Origin of the sequence: Corynebacterium pygosceleis (assembly GCF_016595275.2) — a bacterium.
Lineage (GTDB): Bacteria > Actinomycetota > Actinomycetes > Mycobacteriales > Mycobacteriaceae > Corynebacterium > Corynebacterium pygosceleis.
The window spans coordinates 443,474-469,956 of sequence record NZ_JAENIQ020000003.1; the positions used below are offsets into that span (position 1 = coordinate 443,474).

At 66.2% G+C, this 26,483-nt stretch carries 18 protein-coding genes; 13 read left to right on the forward strand and 5 right to left on the reverse strand.

Translation table 11 applies throughout. The annotated features are described in order from the left end of the window. Positions 1–144 precede the first annotated feature (144 nt). From rpsA to coaE, 3 genes are all read left to right on the forward strand, one after another. Entirely contained in the window at positions 145–1,611 is a 1,467-nt protein-coding gene (gene rpsA / locus JIM94_RS08505) for a 30S ribosomal protein S1 (protein WP_200251991.1), read from the forward strand. An 810-nt stretch (positions 1,612–2,421) separates the two neighbouring features. Beyond that, entirely contained in the window at positions 2,422–4,464 is a 2,043-nt protein-coding gene (locus JIM94_RS08510; RefSeq protein ID WP_200251994.1) for a glucose PTS transporter subunit IIA, read from the forward strand. Between the two features lie 148 nt (positions 4,465–4,612). Beyond that, positions 4,613–5,236 (forward strand): dephospho-CoA kinase, encoded by a 624-nt coding sequence (gene coaE / locus JIM94_RS08515; RefSeq protein ID WP_200252003.1) that lies wholly within the window; start codon positions 4,613–4,615, stop codon positions 5,234–5,236. Here the strand turns inward: coaE and JIM94_RS08520 are convergent. Continuing rightward, on the reverse strand, positions 5,230–6,711 hold the full coding sequence (locus tag JIM94_RS08520) for a DUF4185 domain-containing protein (protein WP_234039077.1): 1,482 nt from the start codon (positions 6,709–6,711) through the stop codon (positions 5,230–5,232). The two genes, coaE and JIM94_RS08520, sit on opposite strands and share 7 nt — an antisense overlap. Positions 6,712–6,825: 114 nt before the next feature. Here JIM94_RS08520 and uvrB point away from each other — a divergent pair, with 114 nt between their 5' ends. Together uvrB and JIM94_RS08530 are read left to right on the forward strand one after the other, a co-directional pair. Then, positions 6,826–8,931: an excinuclease ABC subunit UvrB gene (gene uvrB, locus JIM94_RS08525; RefSeq protein ID WP_200252011.1), complete on the forward strand. Its 2,106-nt coding sequence runs from the start codon at positions 6,826–6,828 to the stop codon at positions 8,929–8,931. A 166-nt stretch (positions 8,932–9,097) separates the two neighbouring features. Further along, positions 9,098–9,538, forward strand: a complete 441-nt coding sequence (locus JIM94_RS08530; RefSeq protein ID WP_200252013.1) for a universal stress protein — start codon at positions 9,098–9,100, stop codon at positions 9,536–9,538. A gap of 33 nt (positions 9,539–9,571) precedes the next feature. Here JIM94_RS08530 and JIM94_RS08535 read toward each other — a convergent pair whose 3' ends face one another. From JIM94_RS08535 to JIM94_RS08545, 3 genes are all read right to left on the reverse strand, one after another. Beyond that, positions 9,572–11,779: a HelD family protein gene (locus tag JIM94_RS08535; RefSeq protein WP_234039176.1), complete on the reverse strand. Its 2,208-nt coding sequence runs from the start codon at positions 11,777–11,779 to the stop codon at positions 9,572–9,574. Positions 11,780–12,071: 292 nt separating this feature from the next. Continuing rightward, on the reverse strand, positions 12,072–12,890 hold the full coding sequence (locus JIM94_RS08540) for a DoxX family protein (protein ID WP_200252018.1): 819 nt from the start codon (positions 12,888–12,890) through the stop codon (positions 12,072–12,074). A gap of 142 nt (positions 12,891–13,032) precedes the next feature. Next, a complete protein-coding gene (locus tag JIM94_RS08545) occupies positions 13,033–13,635 on the reverse strand; it encodes an MBL fold metallo-hydrolase (RefSeq protein WP_200252020.1) in 603 nt (200 codons plus the stop codon). 87 nt (positions 13,636–13,722) lie between these two features. Here JIM94_RS08545 and uvrA point away from each other — a divergent pair, with 87 nt between their 5' ends. Continuing rightward, positions 13,723–16,584 carry an excinuclease ABC subunit UvrA gene (uvrA, locus tag JIM94_RS08550; RefSeq protein ID WP_200252031.1) on the forward strand — a complete coding sequence of 954 codons (2,862 nt, stop codon included), beginning with the start codon at positions 13,723–13,725 and terminating at the stop codon, positions 16,582–16,584. 19 nt (positions 16,585–16,603) lie between these two features. On the opposite strand, the gene JIM94_RS08555 is transcribed toward uvrA, so the two are convergent. Further along, a complete protein-coding gene (locus JIM94_RS08555) occupies positions 16,604–18,631 on the reverse strand; it encodes a DUF2339 domain-containing protein (protein ID WP_200252034.1) in 2,028 nt (675 codons plus the stop codon). A gap of 315 nt (positions 18,632–18,946) precedes the next feature. Here JIM94_RS08555 and JIM94_RS08560 point away from each other — a divergent pair, with 315 nt between their 5' ends. The 7 genes from JIM94_RS08560 (at position 18,947) to pheT (ending at position 26,380) form a co-directional block, all read left to right on the forward strand. After that, positions 18,947–19,870, forward strand: coding sequence for a hypothetical protein (locus tag JIM94_RS08560; protein ID WP_200252037.1), 924 nt, complete (start codon positions 18,947–18,949; stop codon positions 19,868–19,870). 463 nt (positions 19,871–20,333) lie between these two features. Continuing rightward, entirely contained in the window at positions 20,334–20,897 is a 564-nt protein-coding gene (infC, locus tag JIM94_RS08565) for a translation initiation factor IF-3 (RefSeq protein WP_200252039.1), read from the forward strand. 28 nt (positions 20,898–20,925) lie between these two features. Further along, positions 20,926–21,120 (forward strand): 50S ribosomal protein L35, encoded by a 195-nt coding sequence (gene rpmI / locus JIM94_RS08570; RefSeq protein WP_200252042.1) that lies wholly within the window; start codon positions 20,926–20,928, stop codon positions 21,118–21,120. Positions 21,121–21,196: 76 nt separating this feature from the next. After that, positions 21,197–21,580, forward strand: a complete 384-nt coding sequence (gene rplT, locus JIM94_RS08575) for a 50S ribosomal protein L20 (RefSeq protein WP_200252045.1) — start codon at positions 21,197–21,199, stop codon at positions 21,578–21,580. 178 nt (positions 21,581–21,758) lie between these two features. Further along, positions 21,759–22,571, forward strand: a complete 813-nt coding sequence (locus tag JIM94_RS08580) for a TrmH family RNA methyltransferase (RefSeq protein WP_200252047.1) — start codon at positions 21,759–21,761, stop codon at positions 22,569–22,571. Positions 22,572–22,760: 189 nt separating this feature from the next. Further along, positions 22,761–23,798 carry a phenylalanine--tRNA ligase subunit alpha gene (gene pheS, locus JIM94_RS08585; RefSeq protein ID WP_200252049.1) on the forward strand — a complete coding sequence of 346 codons (1,038 nt, stop codon included), beginning with the start codon at positions 22,761–22,763 and terminating at the stop codon, positions 23,796–23,798. 59 nt (positions 23,799–23,857) lie between these two features. After that, complete coding sequence (gene pheT / locus JIM94_RS08590; protein WP_200252051.1) at positions 23,858–26,380, forward strand: phenylalanine--tRNA ligase subunit beta; 2,523 nt, start codon at positions 23,858–23,860, stop codon at positions 26,378–26,380. The last annotated feature ends 103 nt before the right edge of the window (positions 26,381–26,483 follow it).

A 26,483-nucleotide genomic window follows, 5' to 3' on the forward strand; every position in this document is an offset into this window, starting at 1 on the left:
CTCGTACGTCGGCCGTGTCCATGATTCGCGGCGGTCCGCATCCGGTGCGGACACCGTGAGGCCCTGTCCAGGGTTCGGGGGAGAGGGGCGGCGCACATTCCCTGTCCACTTTCGATTCCTATCCATTTCGGAGCACTCAAACATATGCCCACCAACAACGCCCCTCAGGTTGCCGTCAACGACATCGGCTCCGCTGAGGACTTCCTCGCCGCAGTCGACGCAACCATCAAGTACTTCAACGACGGTGACATCGTCGAAGGTACCGTCGTCAAGGTCGATCGCGACGAGGTTCTGCTCGACATCGGCTACAAGACGGAAGGTGTCATCCCCTCCCGTGAGCTGTCCATCAAGCATGATGTCGATCCGGGCGAGGTCGTCGCCGTCGGCGATGAAATCGACGCACTTGTCCTCACCAAGGAGGACAAGGAAGGCCGTCTGATCCTGTCCAAGAAGCGCGCCCAGTACGAGCGTGCCTGGGGTGCCATCGAGGCGCTCAAGGAGAAGGACGAGCCCGTCACCGGTACCGTCATCGAGGTCGTCAAGGGTGGTCTCATCCTGGACATCGGCCTGCGTGGCTTCCTTCCCGCCTCCCTCGTCGAGATGCGTCGCGTCCGGGACCTGGATCCGTACATCGGCCAGGAGATCGAGGCCAAGATCATCGAGCTGGACAAGCACCGCAACAACGTCGTGCTGTCCCGTCGTGCCTGGCTCGAGCAGACCCAGTCCGAGGTTCGCTCCGAGTTCCTGCACCAGCTCCAGAAGGGCCAGGTCCGCAAGGGCGTCGTCTCCTCGATCGTCAACTTCGGTGCCTTCGTGGATCTCGGTGGCGTCGACGGACTCGTCCACGTCTCCGAGCTGTCCTGGAAGCACATCGACCATCCGTCCGAGGTCGTCACCGTCGGTGACGAGGTCACCGTCGAGGTTCTCGACGTCGATCTGGACCGCGAGCGCGTCTCTCTGTCGCTGAAGGCCACCATGGAGGATCCGTGGCGCGTCTTCGCCCGTACCCACGCGGTCGGCCAGATCGTTCCGGGCAAGGTCACCAAGCTCGTTCCCTTCGGTGCGTTCGTCCGCGTCGAAGAGGGCATCGAGGGTCTCGTCCACATCTCCGAGCTGGCCGAGCGCCACGTCGAGGTTCCGGACCAGGTCGTCACCGTGGGTGAAGAGGCCATGGTCAAGGTCATCGACATCGACCTCGAGCGTCGCCGCATCTCCCTGTCCCTGAAGCAGGCGGACGAGGATTACACCGAGGAGTTCGACCCGTCGAAGTACGGCATGGCCGACTCCTACGACGAGCAGGGCAACTACATCTTCCCCGAGGGCTTCGACCCGGAGACGAACGAGTGGCTCGAGGGCTTCGACGAGCAGCGTCAGGCATGGGAGGCCCGCTACGCGGAGTCCGAGCGTCGCTTCCAGCTGCACACCGCTCAGATCGAGCGTCACCGTGCCGCCGCCGAGGAGGCCGCAGTCGCCGGTGCCACGAACTACTCCTCCGAGTCCTCCGACGCCGCTCCGGCCGCTGCCGCGGCGGGCGAGGCCGAGAGCACCGGTGGTTCACTCGCCTCCGATGAGCAGCTCGCCGCACTGCGCGAGAAGCTCGCCGGTAACTAGTTCGCCCATGCACCTGGGCTGAAGGGGATCAACCTCGGCCCCGGTAAACGGACACGGGGCGTGGCTGTTCCCTCCGGAACACCACGTACCGGGTAAGCGAGGGAGAGGACCCGCACGACCACTTTTCGGGTGGTTGTGCGGGTCCTCTCCGTCTGTCACGGGTCGGGTCTGACGGGTCCGTCTCCCGATCCTCCGGGAGAAGAACCCGGTGTTCCGGGGAACGTGGAGGCATCCCAGGTCGCCCCTGTGATGTGGCGGTGCGTCCCTCCGGTCGGTGGCACACGGGACCGGTGTGTCCGGGTGGGGGCTCCCGTCCGGCTTGTGCGGTGTCAAGCTGTGTGCAATCTGAGGGATCTCCGTGCGGGATTCTGCACGGAATCACAGCTTTCTGGTGTTTCGGGTCCGGAATCGGGTAAGATGTGAGCTAGCTTACAAATGTTTGGCCCCTGCGGTGCGTTAACGCCCGTAGCGGGCAAAATGCCACTTAAATAAGCGGCAAACGGGCGAACTTCCGTCCCGTTCGGGCAATTGAAAGTTGGAGTGCCCACGACAATGGACATATGATTGTGGGGACTCACCGCAAACTCGGACATGTATGGCCCCGATCACTGTTGCACCACACAGTAAAAACTGTGCAGACATATCACCGCCTCCCAGGTTTCCCACAGATTCGGTCAATCGCCATGTGGCGGTTCTCCGGTCGGGGACCGGGTGCATGACCGCGGTTGAGCCGGTCAGGAATAAGCCTGAACCGGATGAGGATTCACCACCGTGTAAACCACGTGGTGGTGATGTATGAAAGGTTCGTACATGGCGTCTAAAACGATGACGACATCAGAGTTCATCCTGGAGAAGGTGGGCGGCGCTGAAAACGTCGCCAACCTCACCCACTGCGCGACACGGTTGCGTTTCCAGCTGCACGACCAGTCCAAGGCTGATCAGAAGGCGCTGGACTCCAACCCCGACGTTCTCGGAGTCGTTCCCCAGGGAACGACCGGTCTCCAGGTCGTCATGGGCGGCGGCGTCGCCGACTACTACCAGGCTCTGATCACCCAACCGGGTATGGGAGAGAGTGCCAAGGCCTCCAACGGTAAGAAGCAGTACGACGGCGTCCGAGGTAAGTACTCCTGGGTCGACTACTGCTTCGAGTTCCTCTCCGACACCTTCCGACCGGTCCTCTGGGCCCTGCTCGGTGCGTCGCTGATCATCACCCTCCTGGTGCTCTTCGATACCTTCGATATCCAGGATTTCCGTGAGCCCACGGATTCCACCTTCATCTTCATGCACGCGATGTGGCAGTCGGTGTTCTACTTCCTGCCCGTCATGGTCGGTGCGTGTGCCGCCCGTAAACTCGGCGCGAACGAGTGGGTCGGCGCGGCCATCCCCTGTGCGCTCCTCACCCCCACCTTCATCGGTATGGGTGAGCCGGGCGACGTCGTCCAGGTCTTCGGCCTGCCGATGGTCCTCAACGGCTACTCCGGCCAGGTGTTCCCGCCGCTGATCGCCGCGATCGCCCTGTTCTGGGTCGAGAAGGGTCTGAAGAAGATCATCCCCTCCGCCGTACACATGGTCTTTGTGCCGTTCTTCTCGCTGTTGATCATGATCCCGGCGACGGCTTTCGTCTTCGGCCCCTTCGGCATCGGCATCGGCAACGGCATCTCGAACCTGCTGAACTCCGTCAATGAGTTCTCGCCGCTGATCCTCGCCATCATCATCCCGATGCTGTACCCCTTCCTCGTGCCGCTGGGTCTGCACTGGCCGCTGAACGCCATCATGATCCAGAACATCGCGACCCTGGGCTACGACATCATCCAGGGCCCCATGGGTGCCTGGAACTTCGCCTGCTTCGGCACCGTCACCGGTGTCATGTTCGTCGCCATGCGGGAGCGTGACCGCCAGATGCGTCAGGTCTCCCTGGGCGGCATGATGGCAGGGCTGCTCGGTGGTATCTCCGAGCCCTCGCTCTACGGCGTGATGCTCCGGTTCAAGAAGTCTTACCTCCGCCTGCTCCCGGGCTGTTTCGCCGGTGGCCTCGTCATGGGTCTCGTACCCATGATCATCCCCTCGGTCGACGCCGTCACCGCGAGCGCCTTCGTGTTCACCTCACTGCTGACCATCCCGGCCTTCAACTCCGTCGGCCTCTACGTCGCCGGTATCGCCGTCGCCTTCTTCACCTCCTTCTTCCTGGTGGTCTTCTTCGACTACCGCTCCGACGAGGAGAAGATCAGCGCCCGCGAGGCGTCCGCCGAGTACGAGCGCAGCATGGCCGAGGAAGCGGCGGCGGACGCCACCGTCTCCGCTGCCCCCGCAGCCGCAGCAGCCGCCGGTACCGCCGGTTCCGTCGCGGTCGCCGATGCACCGGCTCCCGCCACCACCGAGAAGACCGCCCTGCGTCCCGGCGCCGTCACCACGGTCAGCTCACCGCTGGCCGGCCGTGCGGTGCCGCTGAGTGAGGTCCCGGACCCGATGTTCTCCGGCGGCAACGTCGGACAGGGGCTCGCCGTCATCCCGACCGGCACCACCGTCACCGCCCCCGGCGACGGTCAGATCCTCGCCCTGTTCCCGCACGCCGTGGGCATCCGCCTGGACAACGGCATCGAACTGCTGGTCCACGTCGGCCTCGACACCGTCGAGCTCGAGGGCAAGGGCTTCACCTCCCACGTCGAGAAGAAGCAGCGCGTCCGCGCAGGCGACCCGTTGCTCTCCTTCGATCCCGAGGTCATCGCCGCCGCCGGTAAGCCGATCATCACCCCGGTCGTCGTCCAGAACCACCGGAAGTTCGCCTCCGTCGAGGCGCACACCGCTGATTCCGTCGACGCCAACTCGACGATCATCACCGTGACAGCGAAGTAACACCCGTCGGTCGGATTCAACGACCGGCTGAGAGAACGAGCCCCGCGCACCTGGGAACAGGAGCGACGGGGCTCGTTCCGCGTCCGTCGGGTGACCCCGGTATGACCCGCCTGCGGGCGGGACGAGCGACACCGATACACTTGAGAATATGTTGAGGATCGGATTAACAGGTGGAATCGGGAGCGGCAAGTCCACCGTCGCCGCCGCACTCGCTGACATCGACGGCGTGACCGTCATCGACGCCGACGCGATCGCCCGTGACATCGTTCGACCGGGACAGCCGGCACTCGGCGAACTGGCGCTCGAGTTCGGTTCCGACATCGTCTCGGAGGACGGACACCTCGACAGGGGACTCCTGGCGGAGAGAGCGTTTCGTGATGCGGCCGCAACCGAACGACTCAACGCGATCATGCACCCCCGGATCATCACCGAAGCCGCGCACCGGCTGGACACCGCCGAGGAGAACGGCGCCCTCGCCGGGGTCTACGACATGCCCCTGCTCTTCGAGACGGGACAGGCGGACAAGTTCGACACCGTCATCGTCGTCGACGTCGACAGTGAGGAACGCGTCAGGAGACTGACCGAACACCGTGGCATCGATGCCGCGGACGCCCGACGCAGGATGGCCGCGCAGATCGGGGACGAGGAACGACGGAACGGGGCGGACATCATCATCGACAACAACGGCCCCCTGTCGGCCCTCGCACCCCAGGTGAAGAGCATCGTCGGGCCACTCATCGACGCGGAACGACGACGCTCCCCGGTTCACTGATCCCGGTAGTCGACGACCCCGACGACCTCGAGGCCGTCGTCACCGGAGGGATCGTAGCCGGCTCCCGCGGCGGGCCGTGGATCCGTGCGTGCGACACGGTCGTCGCCGGTCCCGGCTCTCCCCGGGACGCCCAGAAGCTCGTCCAGGTTGGTTCGCATCAACAGGACGTTGTAGTTGCTCCACGTCGTGGCGACGAAATAGAGGTCACGCCCGGTGTCGCCGGGCAGGACGAACCCTCCGTAGAGATCACCGACCGTCCCGGTGTCGACCACCATGCGCTCCTCGGACCACGGGCCGGTGAGCGCGTCAGCCGTGCGGAGCACCAACCCACCGTCGGTGGTGTACAGCGTGATGAACTTCCCGAGATACCCGTTCCAGGTGACGGACAGTTCGGAGACCGGTCGCTCGAGAACGGGCACCGCGTCACCGACGTCGTATCGAGCGGACGCACCGTCCCCGGAATGCGGCTTCGCGTCCCCGGGGGAGAACCAGTTCTCACCGTCGAAGAACGTGAAGGCGTCCTCGTCGGGGAAATCGGCCACCGGTGCCCGCCCCAGGACCGCGGCACCGCCACGGCCGGAGGGGGTGCTGAAACGGTAGACGAAACCGTCGTGCTCGATGAACGAGGACATCTGAAGGTTCTCGTTCCCCTCCCGGTAGCGGGGAAGATTGTGCAGGCGGGTCAGTGACGACGCCCCGCTGTTCGTGCGGACCGACCCCTCCACGGGTGTCCACGTGACGCCGTCCCGTGAACGTACCGTCCCCGCGTAGTTCGTCGTCCAATCGCCGGGAGCACCCCAGGAACGGACCGACATGTAGTCGACGTAGTGCACACCGTTCACGGTGATCGCCGCGGTCGGGATCGTGGTGTGCTCGTAGCCCGGCTGCTTGAGTGAAGGAATGAACTCGACAGCACGGCCACGGGTGGACCAGCCCCGCCGGGTGAGTGCCTCCCGGATCTCCAGACCGTCCGTGTAATCCACGTCGTCCGTGCGCACGATCGTGTTGCTGCGCCAGTTGTCCGAGGTGCTGTCACAGGCCATGGTGTCACCGAAGACGAGCATGAGGCCGCCGTCGGTGCCCCGCAGAGCGACACCGAGATCCGTTCCCGCGATACCGAAGGTACGGTCCGTCCGTCCTGGGGAACCGGGGCCCGTCACCAGGTGGAGGGCCTCGGTGTGGCCCCTGATGATCGGCAGCTGGCCCGGGTGCCCCTTCATCCACGGTGGTGCAGCGCCATCCTCGTCCGGGGACCCGTCACCCGGGGAAGCCTCCGCGCCGGATGATCCCGAGGAGAGGGCCCCGAGGAGCCCCGGGGACCTCGGACGCAGAGGTTCCTGCCGGTGGTTGTTCACGCAGGGGCCGCCGGCCGCATCGGCCGCCGGTGCGGCGAAAACCAGGAACGGGCCGGTCACCGCGAGCAGGGCCAGGGGCACGAGATACCGTCGGCGGCGGCTGGCTGCAGCTTCACTCATGACTACAAGTTAGCCTGTGTCGGCGCACCCCGCTAATCCCGCACCAGGTGCGGACCCGTTCGTCGGAGCCTCCGGTCCGGGGCCGGGATCGGCCCGCCGGGTAGAATCGTGACCATGGCTTTCGCTGCTGAACAACCCGTCCTGTCCCACTCCGAGCATCGACCCGTCGGGGAGATCGAGCGGACCGCCGCCACCTTCGAGGTGATCTCGGACTATGAACCGGCCGGGGATCAGCCTGCGGCGATCGCCGCCCTGAAGAAACGGTTGGAGGACGGGGAACGCGATGTCGTGCTGCTGGGTGCGACCGGTACAGGTAAATCGGCCACGGCCGCGTGGTTGATCGAACAGGTGCAGCGGCCGACCCTCGTGATGGCCCCGAACAAGACCCTGGCGGCGCAGTTGGCGAATGAGCTCCGGCAGCTGCTGCCGAACAACGCGGTCGAGTACTTCGTCAGTTACTACGACTACTACCAGCCCGAGGCGTACATCGCGCAGACGGACACCTACATCGAGAAGGACTCGTCCATCAACGAGGACGTGGAACGTCTCCGTCACTCCGCGACATCGGCCCTGCTGTCGCGCCGTGACGTCGTCGTGGTGAGCTCGGTGTCGTGCATCTACGGTCTGGGTACGCCGCAGAGCTACCTGGACCGGTCCGTGGTCCTGAAGGTGGGCGACGAGATCGACCGTGACCGTTTCCTGCGGCTGCTGGTCGACATCCAGTACGCGCGCAACGACGTCGCCTTCACCCGGGGAACCTTCCGGGCAAAGGGGGACACCGTCGACATCATCCCCGCCTACGAGGAACTCGCCGTGCGGGTCGAGTTCTTCGGCGACGAGATCGACGCGCTGTACTACATCCACCCCCTGACGGGAGATGTGGTGCGGAACGTCGGGGAACTGCGGATCTTCCCGGCGACGCACTACGTGGCGGGCCCCGAACGCATGGAGAAGGCGGTCGCCGCGATCAAGGCGGAGCTCGCCGAGCGGCTCGCCGATCTGGAGAACCGCGGCAAGCTGCTGGAGGCGCAGCGACTGCGGATGCGCACCGAGTACGACCTGGAGATGATCGAGCAGGTCGGGTTCTGTTCCGGTATCGAGAACTACTCGAGGCACATCGACAGCCGCGCGGCGGGATCCGCACCGGCCACCCTGATCGACTACTTCCCGGAGGACTTCCTCACCATCATCGACGAGTCGCACGTCACGGTCCCGCAGATCGGTGGCATGTTCGAGGGCGACATGTCCCGGAAACGTAACCTCGTCGACTTCGGCTTCCGGCTTCCCAGCGCCCTGGACAACCGACCGCTGACGTGGGAGGAATTCGACGCCCGGAAAGGCCAGTGCGTCTACATGTCCGCCACACCGGGCACCTACGAGCTGACCGCCTCCGGCGGTGAGTTCGTCGAGCAGGTGATCCGCCCGACCGGACTGGTGGACCCGAAGATCGTCGTCAAACCGACGCGGGGACAGATCGACGATCTCATCGACGAGGTCAACCAGCGCACGGCGAGGCGGGAGCGGGTGCTCGTGACCACCCTGACGAAACGGATGGCGGAGGATCTCACCGACTACCTCCTGGAGCACGGTATCCGCGTCCGGTACCTGCACAGTGACATCGACACCCTCCAACGGGTCGAACTGCTGCGCCAGCTCCGGCTGGGGGAGTACGACGTTCTCGTGGGCATCAACCTCCTGCGGGAGGGACTCGACCTGCCCGAGGTGTCACTGGTGGCGATTCTCGACGCCGACAAGCAGGGCTTCCTCCGCTCGACGACGTCCCTGATCCAGACCATCGGGCGTGCCGCCCGTAACGTCGCCGGTGAGGTGCACATGTACGCCGACAGCGTCACCGAATCCATGCAACGGGCGATCGACGAGACGGAACGTCGCCGGGAGAAGCAGATCGCGTACAACGAGGAACACGGTGTCGATCCGCAGCCGCTGCGCAAGAAGATCGCCGACATTCTGGACCAGGTGTACGAGAACGCCGGTGACGACGGGGAGCGGGGTGCCTCCGCGACCGGGGACGCGGCACTGGTGGACAGACCCGATGTCTCGTCGATGCCACGGCAGGAGGTGCAGACGCTCATCGACGACCTGACCGCGCAGATGTCGGCCGCAGCCCGTGAGCTGAAGTTCGAGCTCGCCGGACGGCTCCGTGACGAGATCGCGGACCTGAAGAAGGAACTCCGGGGGATGAGGGAGGCCGGGATCTGACGGTTTCCGCCCGTGCGCGTGGTGGTGTTCACGGGGGCGGCGTTCTTTTGCCTACAATGGACGCGGAGAACGACCCTGTTCCGGTCGATCCGTGGTGCGCTCCCAGGAGTTCCCCGGACGCGGCCGGCCGGAGCACAACCCCTGATACCCCACCGGAAGGTTCACCATGAGTGACTACACCAAGATCGTCGTCGGAACGGACGGCTCGAAGTCGTCGATGCTGGCGGTCCAGCGGGCGGCGGCGATCGCCGCCGCCTTCGACGCCACTCTGATCGTCGGTTGCGCGTACTACGAATCCGAGGAGCAGGCCTCGAAGACCCTGCGCAAGGATTCCGTCACCGTTCTCGGTGACGATCCGGCACAGCGCAATCTCGATGCCGCCGCCGAGGCCGCGCGCGGGATCGGTTGCTCGAAGGTCGAGACCGCCATCAAGCCCGGAACCCCGGTGGAGGCGCTCATGGCGATCGTCAACGAGCACGACGCGGACCTGCTCGTCGTCGGTAACCGGGGCATCAATTCCCTCACCGGTCGACTGCTCGGCTCCGTTCCGGCGGATGTCGCACGTCAGTCCCAGTGTGACGTCATGATCGTGCACACCGTCAGCTGACGGGGGTCGGCGGGGCGGACGGCCGGCGGGAGGTCATTCCACGGGGTCACCGTGGGGTGGCCGCCCGATCACCGTCAGGGACTGGGTGGCGCGGGTGTACGCGACATAGAGGTCCTGCCATCCCTGGGGAGACTGTCCGACGATGTTGTCCGGGTTGAGGATGATGACGTGGTCGAACTCGAGTCCCTTGATCCCGTCCACCGTGACACTCCCCGGTACCTGGCCGTCATCGGGGGCGATGATGACCGCGGTCCGTTCCGGATCCCGTTCCATGAGTTCCCCGAGCACCACCTCGGGGTCCGTGTCGGCGGGGAGGACACGCACACCCTGTCCCGTGTCCCGGATCGCTGTCGCGGGTGCGTGGTCCGGCGCGATCATCGGCAGCAGGCGGTTCGCCACCTCCGCGATGTCTCCGGGCGTCCGGTAGTTCACCGTCAGCTCATGCCGGTGGAACCGGCCCCGGACGTACGGCGCGAGTGTGTCCGCCCAGGAATCCACGCCCGTCGGGGAACCCGTCTGCGCCGTGTCGCCGACGAGTGTCATCCACCGGGACGGACACCGGCGCATGACCATCCTCCACTCCATCGGTGACAGTTCCTGTGCCTCGTCGACGATGACGTGGCCGTAGGCCCACGTGTGGTCCGCGCGGGCGCGCTCCGCGGTCGTGCGGGTGTCCCGGAAGCGCTGACGCTCGGCGAGGGTCTCCGCGTCGATGACGTCGTGGGCGGAGAGGATCTCCGCCTCGAAGCCGTCGTCCAGATCGGAGGACGCCGAGGAGCTGAGGATGTCGAGGGCCTCCTGGGCGTCCTCGACCTGTTCCCGCCACTTCCGGTCGGCGGCCTCACGGGCGGTCTCCGGGTCCGGCATCCCGAGTCGCTCCGCGAGTTCATCGAGAAGCGCGGCATCCGACGTGGTCCACGGGGATCCCGGATCCCGGAGGAGTGCACAGCGGGTCTCGTCATCGTAGTCGGCGGCGGCCCGGGCTATGGCTGACTCATCGGTGAGCAGGTCCTCCAGAACCGACTCCGGATCGAGCGTGGGCCAGAACGCGTCCACCGCCTCGACCACGGACCTCTCCTCCGTGAGGTCCTCGTGGAGCTGGGCCACGTCCCCGCCGCCGAGAAGATTCCGGCCCCCGAGAGGATCCGCCCCGATCCGTTCCGCCATCTGGTCGGCGAGTTGAGCGATGAGATGATCCCGGAACACCGGTTGCGCGAGATTGTGCGGCCTGCGGGACCGGCGGGCCCGCGTCCTGGACTTCTTCACCATCGCGGGGGTGAGGGTGAGTTCGATTCCCTCCACCTTCAGTGACACGGGGGTATCGGGCAGCGTCTGACGCGCCTTGACGGCTTCGGCGAGGATCACGACCATCTCCTCAGAGCCCTTGATCTCCCTCGTGAGCAGCGGATCGACGGCTCGTGGGGTGACCCCCGGGTACAGTTCGCCGACGGTGGAGAGCACGACCCCGGTCTCACCGAGCTCGGGAAGAACCCGGGAGATGTAGTCGAGGAAGGTCCGGTTCGGACCGATGATGAGGACACCGGTCGCCGCCAACTGCTCCCGCCAGGTGTAGAGCAGCCACGCGACCCGGTGCAGTGCCACGGCCGTTTTCCCGGTACCGGGCCCACCCTCCACGACCATGACGCCCCGGGTCCGGTCCCGGATGATCTCGTCCTGCTCCCGTTGGATCGTCTCGACGATGTCGACCATGTGCCCGGTGCGGGGGGCGGTGAGGACGGACAACAGTGCGGATTCGCCCCCGACGCCGCTCCGGGGTGCCCCGGAGTCGGTGTCACCGGGGGACACGGAGAGGTGCTCGTCGTCGATGCCCGTGACCGTTCTGCCGCTGGTCCGGATGTGGCGGCGGACCGTCACCCCCTCGGGTTGGGCGGTGGTCGCCAGGTAGAAGGGGCGGGCCATCGGGGCCCTCCAGTCCAGCAGCAGTGTGCGGTACCCCTCCTCCCGCGCGTCGAGTCCCATTCGTCCGATGTACCGACGGTCCAGACCGGGGTTCCCGGGGACCGGGTTCTCGGCCTCCGCATCCCCGACATCGATGCGGCCGAAGACCAGTCCCAGCTGAGCGAGATTCAGCCGGTCGAGGCGGGCGTTGAGCGCGTGGTATTCGGTTTCACGTTCCACCAGCGCCTCGGCGTCCGGATTCGCGGCATCGACCCGCTTCATCACCCGACGCAACCGTTCATTGGACTGTGAGACCTCCGCGTCGAGCCGCGCGAAGAGCATGTCCGTGTACTCCTGCTCGGCGGCGATCTCCGTTTCCCCGGTGCCTGGACGGGACGGGGGGAGAGGATGATGCTGCACGATGGTCACTCCTGGAGAGAAACCCGAGGCGCCGTCCGCGGACATCCGCTCGGTGGCTCGGGAAAGGAACTCGGTGAAAGAACGGTAGGGGCCAACTCTAGTGACACGGTGCGGGACGGGTCCATCCACGTCCCGCGCCGCGGGGGACACACGGACACACGAAGCCCCGCCGACCGGTGACCGGTGGGCGGGGCGTCAAGAGGGTGACACCGGATCAGATGTCCAGTTTCTTGCCCCACTTCTTCTTGGCCTTCTTCGCGGCCTTGTCCGCCTGCTTCTGGTACTTCGCGGCGTTCTTGGACGCGTTCTTGCGGGCCTCGTCGGCGCGGTCCTGGGCCTGGCTGGCGAGCTTCACGGCGCGCTTCCGGGCCGTCTGGGCGTTGGACTCCGCGGCCTTGAGCCAGTCGTCCTTGTTGTCCTCGAAGTAGTCCTGGGCGGCCTCCAGGTAACCGGACGCCTTCTCGGTCGCGTCACCGAGGAAACCACGGGTGGACTCGGCGAGTGCGGAGGCCTGCTCGGAGGCGCTCTCGGCGAACTTCTCGGTCTCGGACTTCGTCGGCAGCGCCTTCTGGACCTTCTTGTTCGTCACCTTGGCGGCGTGCTTCGTCCGCCAGGCGATACCGGGCTTACCCTGGGTGTCGGCGGTGGTGATGAACAGGCCGCCGAGCAGCGCGATCGAGGTGAGGAAACCGGAACGGCGGGCGCTCTTCTCCTGACCGTCCTCGGCGTCCCAGAAGGCGTGGCGGGCGAGGATCGTCGGGATGGATGCGAGCGCGAGGGTCAGAGCGGACAGACGCGGGAACTTGCCGAGTGCCAGCATGCTGCCTGCACCGACCTTGGTGGCGCCGAGGCCCCGGGCGACGAGCTCCGGGTCGGTGGGGACGAAAGAGGCGTACTGCCGGGGCAGAACGGTACGCAGGCGGTCGATGACCGACTCGGTGCCTTCCACGTGTGCCTCGGTGTTGGCGAGGGTGTCGACGCCGTCCGCGATGTACACGGAAGCGAGCATCGGTCGGGCGAGCTTGCGGATCATGGGTTACTGGCTCCTTGGTTGAGTACCGGGTCCGGCACGTCGTGTCCCGGGCCCGGAGAAATCGGCCGGTGGGACCAGACGTGCGACTGTCCGACAATCCTACCGGTTTCCCGCTGGTGCGTGCACATGCCGGAGACGACCGTCACCAGCCGCGTTCGCTCCATTCCTGCAGCTTCGGACGTTCCTCGCCGACGGTCGTCCCCTTGCCGTGCCCCGGGTGGATCACCGTGTCATCGGGATAGACGTCGAAGACACGGGTGGACACGTCACAGAGCAGGCGACGGAAGTCGTCGTCCCCGTTGGTCTTCCCGACACCGCCGGGGAACAGACTGTCGCCGACGAACAGGTGCGTGGTGCCGTCGATGGTCGCCTCGACGCAGAGGCCCCCCGGGGTGTGCCCGCGCAGGACCACCACCGAGAACGTCCGTCCCTCCCAGTCGAGCGTTCCACCGTGTTCGAGTTCCACGTCCACATCGGCGGGTAGCGCCGGGGCGTCGAGGGAGGATGAGTAGTGCGTGGCGCCGGTCTTCCCGAGGACATCCGGGAGTGCCCGGACGTGGTCCCAGTGCCGGTGGGTTGTGACGACCCCGGTGATCGTCGCCCCGTGGTCGGCGGCGAAGGAGATCAACCGGTCGGCGTCGTCCGCCGCGTCGATGAGCAGGGCCCGGTCGCCGGCGAAGAGGAAGTAGCAGTTGTTGTCCATCTCGGAGACGGACAGGGAGCGCAGAGTGACATCGTGGGACATGCCGACCAGAGTAGCTAAACACCCCAGTCGTTGATATGTTCGATACAGTTTGCCCTCTACACGCCCAACCGGAAGGTACCGAAGCCAGTGGCTGATCGGCTCATCGTGCGCGGAGCGCGCGAACACAATCTCAAAGGGGTCGACATCGATCTGCCCCGGGACACCATGGTCGTGTTCACCGGTCTGTCGGGGTCCGGGAAATCATCACTGGCCTTCGACACGATCTTCGCGGAGGGACAGCGGCGCTACGTCGAATCGCTCTCCAGCTACGCCCGACAGTTCCTCGGGCAGATGGACAAACCCGATGTGGACTTCATCGAGGGGTTGTCCCCGGCCGTGTCCATCGACCAGAAGTCGACGAACCGGAACCCCCGTTCCACCGTCGGCACCATCACCGAGGTCTACGACTACCTCCGACTGCTCTACGCCCGGGCCGGAACGGCCCACTGCCCGGAGTGTGACGCGGTCATCGAGCGGCAGACGCCGCAGCAGATCGTCGATCAGGTCCTCGACATGGAGCAGGGACTGAAGTTCCAGGTGCTCGCACCGGTGGTCCGTACCCGCAAGGGCGAGTTCGTCGACCTGTTCGCGGACCTCGCGGCCCAGGGGTACTCACGTGTCCGCGTCGACGGTGAGGTGCACCAGCTCTCCGATCCGCCGAAACTGGAGAAGCAGGTCAAACACGACATCGAGGTCGTCGTCGACCGGCTGCAGGTCAAGTCGAGCCAGAAGCAACGTCTCACCGACTCGGTGGAGACGGCCCTCGGGTTGGCCGACGGGGTCGTCATCCTCGACTTCGTGGGGCTGGACGAGGCGGACGAGAACCGGACGCGTCGGTTCTCCGAGAAGATGGCCTGCCCGAACGGGCATCCGCTCGGTGTCGATGAACTCGAACCCCGCAGTTTCTCCTTCAACTCCCCGTACGGTGCCTGCCCCGCCTGCGACGGCCTCGGGACGAAACTCGAGGTCGACATCGACCTCGTCGTCCCGGATCCCGATGTGCCCCTGATCGAGGCGATCCAGCCGTGGAGCACGGGTTTCAACACCAAGTACTTCGGGAAACTCCTCACCGGTCTCGCCCAGGTGATGGACTTCAGCGAGAACACACCGTTCAGTGAACTGACGGCGGCGCAGCGTCGCGCCGTGCTGCACGGCAGCAAACACCAGGTGAGTGTCCGCTACAAGAACCGCTACGGTCGGATCCGGAACTTCACCGCCCCCTTCGAGGGCGTGCTCCCGTACCTCCAGCGCAAGCTGGACCAGACGGATTCCGACAGCCAGAAGGACCGGATCCTCTCCTACATGCGCGAGGTCCCGTGCCCGACGTGCTCCGGAACCCGGCTCAAGCCCGAGATCCTCGCGGTGAGGTTGGCGTCGGACAGTCACGGCGAACAGTCCATCGCTGGACTCACCCAGCTGTCGGTCGCCGACGCGGCCGAGTTCCTCGACACACTCACCCTCGGAAAGAGGGAACAGATGATCGCCGGGGCCGTGCTGAGGGAGATCCAGGCACGCCTGAAGTTCCTCCTGGACGTGGGCCTGAACTACCTGTCGCTCAACCGTGCCGCGGGGACACTCTCCGGCGGGGAGGCACAGCGGATCCGGTTGGCCACCCAGATCGGATCCGGGCTGGCGGGCGTCCTCTACGTCCTCGATGAACCGTCGATCGGTCTCCACCAGCGCGACAACCAACGGTTGATCACCACACTCGAACACCTCCGGGACATCGGCAACACCCTCATCGTCGTCGAGCACGACGAGGACACCATCAACGCCGCGGACTGGCTCGTCGACATCGGTCCCCGTGCCGGGGAGTACGGGGGCGAGATCGTCTACCAGGGTGAACCCGCCGGCATCCGGACCTGCGCCGAATCCCTCACCGGTCAGTACCTCTCCGGTGAGCGGGTCCTCGGGGTACCGGACGAACGTCGGTCGATCGACCGGGAACGGATGCTCACCGTCGTCGGTGCGCGGGAGAACAACCTCGACAACGTCGACGTGAGCCTGCCGCTCGGCGTCCTGTGCTGTGTCACCGGAGTGTCGGGTTCGGGCAAGTCCACACTCATCAACCAGATCCTCGCCAGGGTTCTGGCGAACCGGCTGAACAAGGCCCGCCAGGTGCCCGGTAAAGCCAGGCGGGTTGACGGTATCGAGCACCTGGACAAACTCGTGCAGGTCGACCAGTCACCGATCGGGCGTACGCCGCGCTCGAATCCCGCGACCTACACCGGCGTGTTCGACAAGATCCGGACCCTGTTCGCCGAAACCAACGAGGCCAAGGTGCGCGGGTACAAGCCCGGCCGTTTCTCCTTCAACGTCAAGGGGGGACGCTGTGAGGCGTGTCGTGGTGACGGAACCCTGAAGATCGAGATGAACTTCCTCCCGGACGTGTACGTCCCGTGCGAGGTGTGCGAGGGGGCACGGTACAACCGTGAGACCCTCGAGGTGAAATACAAGGGCAGGTCGATCGCGGAGGTGCTCGACATGCCGATCAGCGAGGCCGCGGAGTTCTTCCGGCCGATCACCTCGATCCACCGGTACCTGAACACCCTGGTCGATGTCGGGCTCGGTTACGTTCGTCTCGGGCAGTCCGCGACGACGCTCTCCGGTGGTGAGGCGCAGCGGGTGAAACTGGCGAGTGAACTGCAGAAGCGTTCCAACGGCCGGACGATCTACATCCTCGACGAGCCGACAACCGGCCTGCACTTCGAGGACATCCGCAAGCTCATGCTGGTGATCCAGGGCCTCGTGGACAAGGGCAACAGTGTGCTGATCATCGAGCACAATCTCGACGTGATCAAGGCGGCGGACTGGATCGTCGACATGGGGCCCGAGGGAGGCGCCGGCGGCGGGCGTGTCGTCGCGGAGGGAACCCCGGAGGACGTCGCCGGGGTGGAGGGGTCCTACACCGGACAGTTCCTCCGCCCGCTGCTCACCACCTCCGGGTGACAGGCGGCCGGTGACCCGGTCACCGGCCCGTCGCGTCCCCGTCACCGCCGGTCGTCTCCGGTCGGGACGACGGCACCGGTGGCTCCGTCCGCACGGTGGTGTCACCGACCGGTTCCGGCCGGTCACGACGGGCACGGAGTGTCGCGATGGTGAGCAGGGCCACGCCCGAAATCAGGAACGCGAGCACCCGGGGTACCCCACTGATGGTCCCCAGATCGACGAGGATCAGTTTCGCCGTACCTGCGGCGGCGAGGAGCGTTCCCGCCCCCAGTGACGCCTGTGGACTGAGATCGCGTGCACGGAGGAGCACGTGGGCCGCGAGTGCGATCCAGAGGACCGACACCGTGGCGTGTCCGAGCAGGAAACCGAGTTCGGGGGACCCCGTGAGGGCACCGGCACGGGTGAACACGGCGACCACCGCGGTAGCCGACAGGTGCAGAGCCACCACCGCGAGCACGATCTTCCCCGGAACCGGTATCCCGGTGAAACGGGACCGGGTGAGCAGCACCGTGACGATCAGGACGATGATGAGCAACCCCATGACGGCCGGTGGATTCTCCCGCAGCCCCGCGATGTCCCGGTACCACACCATGAACGAGACGTTCAGGGTGTAGAGCAGCACCGCCAACGTCCAGGTGATCCACGGCCAGGGGGAGGGGAGAATCCGGGGCAGAACGGTGACGGCGAGGACGGTGGCGGCCAGGAAGAACGCGGGGAGGAACGGGACGTACGGCGTCGTCGACGAAATCCGCAGTATGTCCGTGATGATGAAGAAAGACAGCGGGGCCGCAGCCGCGCCGACCTCGATCAACGTCGGTGCGACGAAGCGGGCCGGGGACACGCCCGCCCCGGTGTCTCCGGTCGAACGGATCCTGTGCCCGACGGCCATCATCACGACCGCCAGGAGAAGGGGGAGCATGTACACCACCTGCGGCATGTGCTCGACCGGGTTCATGAATATGACGAGCACGGTCAGTGCCGGAGCCCACGCCGCAGCCAGCTTCTCGGCCCCGGCCGATGTCGGCACCGGGTCCCTGACGATCACCGCCGTGAACATCACCGCGACGATGACGGCCCCCGCGAATTCCAGCGCGACACTCTCCGGGCTCAACACGAGGGTCCACGAGACGAGTGCAGTGGCGACGAGTGCCGATCCGGCGGCGACGATCCTCGACCGCCGCCAACCGAGACCTGCGGTCGTGACGAGGAGGAGCAGACCCGGGACGCCTGCGGGCCACGCCCGGTCCAACCCGGTGACGTCGTTCCCGACGAGAGACCAGTTCCACACGATCATGAACAGGGTCACGCCGACGGTGAGCACCAGCCCGGGAAGTTCCATCCTCCACCTGCGTACACGGGAGAGACACAGGCCGAACAGGACCAGACCGAGGGTCGACCCCACCCACACCGGCAACCATCCGTAGTCGAAGACCACGAACCAGGTCGTCGTCAGACCGGTGAGCAGCGCCGTGAACAGCAAAGAGGTGATGATCGTCGGAGTGTTCGAGGCCCGTTCACTGAAGCGGTGGTGCACCACCACCGCCCCGGCGCCGAGCACGGCGGCCAGGAGGTAGGCGAGGACCACCCGGCCGACGGGGCCGAGCAGCCCGCTCTGCGCAGCGAGAACCACGAGCAGAGCGACACCACCGAGGGTGATCAGCGCGCCGCCGACGGCGAGGAGCCTGATGACGACGTTCTCCGAGTGCCACCACGGCTCATCCGGAGTGGGGGTTGCCGTCCGGGGCGCCGCCCCGGCACGCCGTGGATCGGCGGGCGCGGCGTGTGCTCCTGTGCCGCCGACGGGCGCGGTCTTCTCTTCCGTCGTCGGTGCTTCCGCGGGAGGCGGTCCCCAGTCGAGTGAGGGGTGACGGGGCGGTTCCGGTGGAACCGTCCGTCCGTGTTCCGTCGGGAGAACGTGGTTCGGCCGCACCTCCCCGTCGAGCGCCCGGAGCACCCGGTGACGGGCCTCCGTGAGTGCCTGTTCGGCGGCATCGAGACTCCGGAGCGCTTCCGCCAGAGTCTCCCGTTTCCTGTTGTCGGTCGGCATGTCTCCAGAGTCTAGGTCGTGCCACGGAAGACCGTCAGCCCCGGAAAACAACCCCGGCTCCGGGTAGCGTAACCGGTACCATCCGTGGTGGTTTGCCCGGAACATGCCCGGTTAGGTGCGCCGCGGAGAGCCTCCGGCGGTCGCGGGCGGTGTGTGAACCGGGCCGGGCGCACTATCCTCGTGGGTGCGGCCCTGAACCGGCCCCGACCACCCCGGTACGTGCACACGGTGAACACGGTGAACGTGGGTCGTCCACACCCCGGGGACGATGAACGGCATGAATGGCACAGAGACGATGAATTGTGAGGTGTACCCGTGACTGACACGAACGGACGCGACGGTTCCAACGGTCGGGGCGATCAGCTTCCGGGCGGCACCGGTGGGGGACGGGACCCGTGGGGTGACGTTCCCCCGGAGAGTGACGTGTTCGCGCACGACACCGGATCCGGTCGGAACCCCGGCTCCGACCCGGAACCGACCCGGTACATGACCTCCGTCGGACCGGCTGCGGCCGGGGCCCGCGCCCCGCAGCATGTACCACCGGCCGGATACACGACCGTGGGTCCCCGGAAACGGGGGGCGGCGGGGGTCGTGATCGGTTTTCTCGTCGTCGTCATCATCGCCGCACTCTCCGTCGTGGCACTCGGTTTCACCGTGCTCGGATGGGGGGACACCGGTGGCGGTGCCCCGAAGTCCCCGGAGACGCCGGCGGTGGTTGACACCGGCACCGTGACGACCACTCCGTCCGGGGAGAAGACGAGGGAGACCTCATCCCCGTCATCGACCACCGCCGAAGAGAAGGACAGGTCCACCTCGTCCCCGTCGCCGTCCCCGTCCACGGAATCCGTGACGGATGAGGCGGAGAAGACGACGTCATCGGAGTCCACGACCGAGAGGTCGTCGACGAAGGAGACGACGGAGAGGTCGTCGGCGGAGAGGACGACCACGAAGACCACGAAGACCACGACGAAGAAACCGAGGTTCTCGGTTCCTGACGGTGCGACAGGGTGCGGTGACTCCGGCGGATCCGGCGTGTACGCGGGAACCGACGTGACCAGCTGCGGTTTCGCGATGAACGTCGGTAAGCAGATCGCTGGTCAGGGCGGTAATTCGTCCCGGTCGATCTCCGCCGTGTCACCGGTCACCGGAAAGAGTTACCGGATGAAGTGTTCACCGAAGGGGGCCGGCGCCTGGGTCTGCAGGGGCGGTGACAACGCCGTGGTCTACGTCAGCCCCTGACCCGGCTCGGAACCGCGCCGGTACGTGGAACGGGGGAGAGGCCATCGGGTTTGGACGTGGCGGGTGACCGTGATACAGTTCAGACACTACCGCCCAGTGTGGGCTTTTCCCGTGTTCAACATCATCGAACAGCATCCACGCCGTCTGTCGGTGTCGATGGTCCCGATGATCTCGATACGGGAAAGCGCACAGGGCCGCAAAGTGGAGGTCCCTCCCACCATACGCCGCCTGACCCAGAGTCAGGTTGGACAGTGGTTGTCGCGTAGTGTCGATCGTCCGGTTCGTCCGGCGGTCCGCCCGCCCAAGTCAGAATTCGGTGGATGTCGGAACGTCGGTGGTATTCCGCGTCATCGACCGAACGCCCGGATCTCCCGTTGTCTCCGTCACGTCGTGACGGGTCAGCGGGTTTCGTCGTTTCCGGGTTCACCGTTCATCGCGGTGTACGGGGGACATCCAGGTTGCGGTGCGGTATCACGCATTATTCACTGCAACCCTAGGAGTACACATCAGCGCTGAAGCTCGCATCAATGAGCGAATTCGAGTTCCTGAGGTCCGGCTCGTCGGACCCGGTGGTGAGCAGGTGGGCATCGTCCGCATCGAGGACGCCCGCAAGCTCGCGTATGAAGCTGACCTGGATCTGGTCGAGGTCGCCCCCAACGCCAAGCCTCCGGTCTGCAAGATCATGGACTACGGCAAGTTCAAGTACGAGACCGCGCAGAAGGCGCGTGAGTCCCGGAAGAACCAGCAGCAGACTGTTGTCAAGGAGCAGAAGCTTCGTCCCAAGATCGACGACCACGATTACGAGACGAAGAAGGGTAATGTGGTCCGGTTCCTTGAAAAGGGTTCCAAGGTCAAGGTGACCATCATGTTCCGTGGCCGAGAGCAGTCCCGGCCCGAGCTCGGTTACCGGCTGCTGGATCGACTGGCGCAGGACGTTGCCGAATACGGTGTCGTCGAGACCAAGCCGAAGCAGGACGGCCGCAACATGACCATGGTCATCGGTCCGCTCCGCAAGGGCAAGAAGTAAACACACTAGCTTTTTAAGGACATCACTCATGAAGCAGAAGACCCACAAGGGCACCGCAAAGCGAATCAAGGTCACCGGCTCCGGCAAGCTGCGCCGCGAGAAGGCCAACCGTCGCCACCTCCTCGAGGGCAAGCCCTCCACCCGGACCCGTCGCCTGAAGGGCACCACGGACGTCTCGAAGGCCGACAACAAGCGCATCAAGCGTCTCCTCGGCCGGGCGTGATGCCACGCCGCCGGAATCGGCGGCAGGCTCCCCCTCACAAGTAATTTATCCCCAAGATTCGTAAGGAAGTTTTACCGTGGCACGTGTCAAGCGGTCAGTGAACGCCAAGAAGAAGCGTCGCGTCATCCTCAATTCCGCCAAGGGCTACCGTGGACAGCGCTCGCGCCTGTACCGCAAGGCCAAGGAGCAGATGCTCCACTCGATGACCTACGCGTACCGCGATCGTCGCGCACGCAAGGGCCAGTTCCGTCGCCTCTGGATCCAGCGCATCAACGCCGCCGCCCGGATGAACGGCATCACCTACAACCGCCTCATCCAGGGACTCCGTCTCGCCGAGATCGAGGTCGACCGCAAGATCCTCGCGGAACTCGCCGTCAACGACTTCGCCGCCTTCTCCGCAATCTGTGAAGCCGCGAAGGCCGCCCTCCCCGAGGACGTCAACGCACCGAAGGCAGCCTGAACAGGGCCCGCAGGACATGATGGTCCGTGACACCTCCGGGTGATCCCGGCCAATCGCCCCTCCTCCCGTCACCCGGGAGCGGGGGCGTTTCCCGTTCACAGCCGTGTCATCCTCCGGCGGGCGGCGTCCGTGCCGGCGGAGGGACGGGGGAGCGAGGCCGGCTGCTAGGTTGGATCGCATGCACCTCGATTTCACCGAACCCGCGACGGAACGCACCCCCAGGGTGGTTTCCGCCGTCAAGCTCCACCGCAGTGCCGGACGACGGAAAGCCGGACTGTTCCTCGTCGAGGGGAGCAACTGCGTCGAGGCCGCCGTCGCCCGTGGTGCGGCCACCGACATCTTCGTCACCGAATCCGCGGCGGGACGCTTCCCCGCGCTGCTCAACGGGGCCGCGTCCGCGGGTGTGCACATCCACCCGGTGACCGACAGAGCCGGACGGCAGCTGGCCGATACCGTGACCCCGACAGGCCTGGTCGCGGTCTGTCGGCCGGTGCTCGTCGATCTGGACGGAGCCCTGAACGCGGACACTCGCCTGGTGTCCGTGCCCGTGCAGACCTCCGAACCCGGCAATGCCGGCACCCTCATTCGCGTCGCGGACGCCGTCGGCGCCGACTCCGTCATCTTCACCGGCGACACGGTCGACCCGCAGAACGGAAAGTCCGCCCGGGCCTCGGCGGGCTCCCTCTTCCATCTCCCGGTCGTCCGGCACCATGAGCAGGGGGATGTGATCGACGGCCTCCGGAAACGTGGCCTGACCATCATCGCCACAGCGGCCGACGGGGAACTGAGTCTCGACGAGGCCGGGGGGATACTCGCGCAACCCACGGCATGGCTCTTCGGCAATGAGGCGCACGGTCTCCCGGACGAACTGCTCGAAACCGCCGACCACCGGATCCACATTCCGATCAGGGGCCGTGCCGAGTCCCTGAACCTGGCGACAGCGGCGGCCATCTGCCTCTACGAGTCCGCACGTGCACAACATCGGCACTGAGCGAAACCCGGGTAGGATCCCCGGAGCACTGCACCGGCGACCCGAACGGGTATGATCCTCGAGAGCACCATGAGTCGGTCCACCCCCTGACCGGCCGGCGGTGGGTGTGGTGGCGGCGCATTTTCCGGGCCGCTCTCCCCGCCGTGAGAATCCCCTGATGCAACCGACGAAGAAGGAGTCAGAGTCGCGGTGACCGACAGTCAGCTGACCGAAGCCAGCCTCAACCACGCAGCGGAGGAGGCGCTCGCAGCTTTCGCCGCCGCCGACTCCCTCGATGAACTCGCCGTCCTACGGCGTTCGCACCTCGGTGACGAGGCGCCGATTCCGCAGGCGCGTCGTTCCCTGGGGTCGATTCCGAAGGAACAGCGCAAGGAGGCCGGACGTCTCGTCAACATGGCGCGCGGCCGGGTGGAGAAGGCGTTCGCCGAGGCGAAGAGCAGACTCGAGGAGAAGCGCAACGCCGAGGTGCTCGTCGCGGAACGGGTCGACGTCACCCTGCCCACCTCCCGGACGCAGGCGGGTGCGATGCACCCGATCACCACTCTGAGCGAGAACATCGCCGACATCTTCGTCGGGATGGGCTGGGAGATCGCGGACGGCCCGGAGGTCGAGGCGGAGTACTTCAACTTCGACTCACTGAACTTCCTCCCCGACCACCCCGCCCGGACCCTTCAGGACACGTTCCACATCGCGCCCGAGGGCTCCTCCCGGGTACTGAGGACACACACCTCACCGGTCCAGATGCGGACCATGCTCTCCAGGGATGTGCCGATCTACATCGCCTGCCCGGGCCGGGTGTTCCGGACGGACGAACTCGACGCGACACACACCCCGGTGTTCCACCAGATCGAGGGGCTCGCCGTCGACCGTGGCCTGACCATGGCGCACCTGCGCGGAACCCTCGATCATCTCGCGCAGACACTGTTCGGTCCCGACACACGCACCCGCATGCGGGCGAACTACTTCCCCTTCACCGAGCCGTCCGCCGAAGTCGACGTGTGGTTCCCGAACAAGAAGGGCGGGGCGGGTTGGATCGAGTGGGGCGGCTGCGGCATGGTCAACCCCAACGTTCTGCGTGCCGCCGGCATCGACCCCGGGGAGTTCACCGGTTTCGCCTTCGGAATGGGACTCGAGCGCACACTTCAGTTCCGCAACGGGCTGTCCGACATGCGCGACATGGTCGAGGGTGACATCCGCTTCACCCAGCCGTTCGGTGTCCGGGCCTAGTCCGAACCCACATTCCTCGTCTCTTCACCACCTCTTTCCAACCCCAGGAGAATCCCCACATGCTCATCGCCAAGAACTGGGTCACCCGCCTGCTGCGTTCCGCCGACGGATCCCGGTCAGACTGGTCGGTCACCGATCCCGAACTCGACAGCGGATTCGTCCGTGTCGGTTTCGAGACCGAAGGTTTCTCCCGTATCCCGGAGACCACGGGCCCACTGGTGATCGGACGTGTCGAGTCGATCGAGGAACTCACCGGCTTCAAGAAGCCCATCCGGCACTGTCACGTCAACGTCGGTGACGCCAACGGCACCGGCGAACTCCAGTCGATCGTCTGCGGCGCCCGCAACTTCAGCGAAGGGGACCATGTCGTCGTCTCCCTTCCCGGCTGCGTACTTCCCGGTGATTTCGAGATCGCGGCGCGTGAGACCTACGGCCGGATGTCCGCGGGGATGATCTGTTCCGCAGCGGAACTCGGGCTGACGACCCAGCAGAACAAGGGGATCATCACCCTCCCCGGTGACGTCGGGTACGAGCTGGGCTCTGACGCCCGCGCGATCATGGGGCTGGATGACACGATCTTCGACGTCAACGTCACTCCGGACCGGGGTTACGCGCTCTCGGCCCGCGGGTTGTCCCGGGAGATCGCGAGCGCCTTCGGGATACCGTTCACGGACCCCGCCACCGATCCGTCGATCGCCGGCATCGAGGTCGAGGTTCCCGAGATCGACGGTCCCCTCCTGGACGTCGATGTCGCACCGGACACGAAGGCGGTGCGCTTCGGACTGCGCCGCGTCACCGGTGTCACGGCAGGGGCGGAATCCCCGCTGTGGATGCAGCGGGAACTGATGCTCTGCGGTCAACGGCCCGTCAACGCCGCCACCGACGTCACCAACTACGTGATGATGCTGTTCGGACAGCCGATGCACGCCTTCGACGCGGCCCGTATCACCGGCGACACGCTCGTCGTGCGTCGGGCGACGGAGGGCGAGAAACTGGAGACCCTCGACGGGGTCAGCCGTCCCCTGGACCCCGAGGACGTCGTGATCGCCGATGATTCGGGTGTTCTGTCACTGGCGGGCGTCATGGGCGGCGCCTCCTCGGAGATCAACGCAGAGACCACCGACGTCTACCTCGAGGCCGCGAACTGGGACCCGATCACCGTCGCCCGGACCAGCCGCAGACACAAACTCTCGAGTGAGGCGTCACGCCGCTTCGAGCGCGGTGTCGACCCCGTCCTCGTCGAGGTCGCCCTCGATGTGGCGGCCCACCTGCTCGCGCGTATCGGTGGCGGAACCGTGGATCCGGGCCGAACCCTCGTCGGGGATGTTCCTGTCATGCCCACGGTGCAGATGGACGTCCGACGTCCCACGCGGATCGCCGGGATGGAGATCGACGCGGACGCGGTCATCGGACGGCTCGAAGAGGTCGGGTGCGGCGTTGAGCGGAACGGCGACGCACTGACCGTCACTCCGCCCACCTGGCGCCCCGACATCACGATGGACGCGGATCTCGTGGAGGAGGTGCTGCGACTGGAGGGCCTGGAGGACATCCCCTCCGTCGTTCCCACCGCACCGGCGGGTCGTGGCCTGACACCGGCGCAGCGTCGCCGTCGTGCCATCGGTCACGCCCTCGCGTACAACGGCTACACGGAGATCCTCCCGAGTCCGTTCATCGCGGCCGATGTCTTCGATGTCTGGGGACTCGACGCCGACGACCCCCGCCGGAAGACCGTCGGGGTCCTGAACCCGCTCGAGGCCGAGCGGTCGGTTCTCGGTACGACACTCCTGCCGAACATGCTGGACGCCGTGCGCAGGAACGTCTCCCGGGGACAACGCGATGTGTCGCTCTACGGTGTCGAACAGGTCACGGTCGCCGGCGACGTCGATCGCTCCCCGATGCCGGACGTCCGTGCCAGGCCCTCCGGCCGGGACATCGAGGAACTTCTGGCGTCCCTGCCGGCACAGCCGCTCCACGTGGCGACGGTCGGCACCGGTGACGTCGAAGCCGCGGGACCCCTGGTTGAGACCCGTCCCTACACCTGGGCGGACGCGGTGGAATCCGCACGGACCGTGGCCCGGGCCGCCGACGTCGAACTCGAGGTCTCGGCCGCGGAACACCTGCCGTGGCATCCGGGACGCTGCGCCGCCCTGAGCGTCGACGGTACCGTCGTCGGATACGCCGGTGAACTTCACCCGCAGGTCCTGGAACGCGCGGGACTCCCCGCCCGTACCTGTGCGATGGAACTGGACGTCACAGCGCTGCCGTTCACTCCGTCCGCACCCGCGCCCGTCCTGTCCCCGTTCCCGGCCCTGATGCAGGACATCGCGCTCGTCGTCGACGAAGAGGTTCCCGCCGAGGCGGTACGCCGCACGCTGCTGTCGGCCGCGGGCGACCTCGTCGAGGCCGTGGACCTCTTCGACGTCTACCGCTCGGAGAGTCTCGGCGAGAACCGGAAGTCGCTGGCGTTCGCCCTGCGGTTCCGGGCTCCGGACCGTACGCTGACCGATGACGAGTGCTCCGCCGCACGTCTGGCGGCCGCGGAAGCCGCGGCACAGCGGCACGGGGCGCGGATCCGTAGCTGATTCCCGACGAATACGGCGGTCCGGGTTCCCGAGGGGGACTCCGGACCGCTTCTCCGTTCCACGTGCAGGGGTGGTGAACAGGGGTGGACGTCCGGTCGGTCCC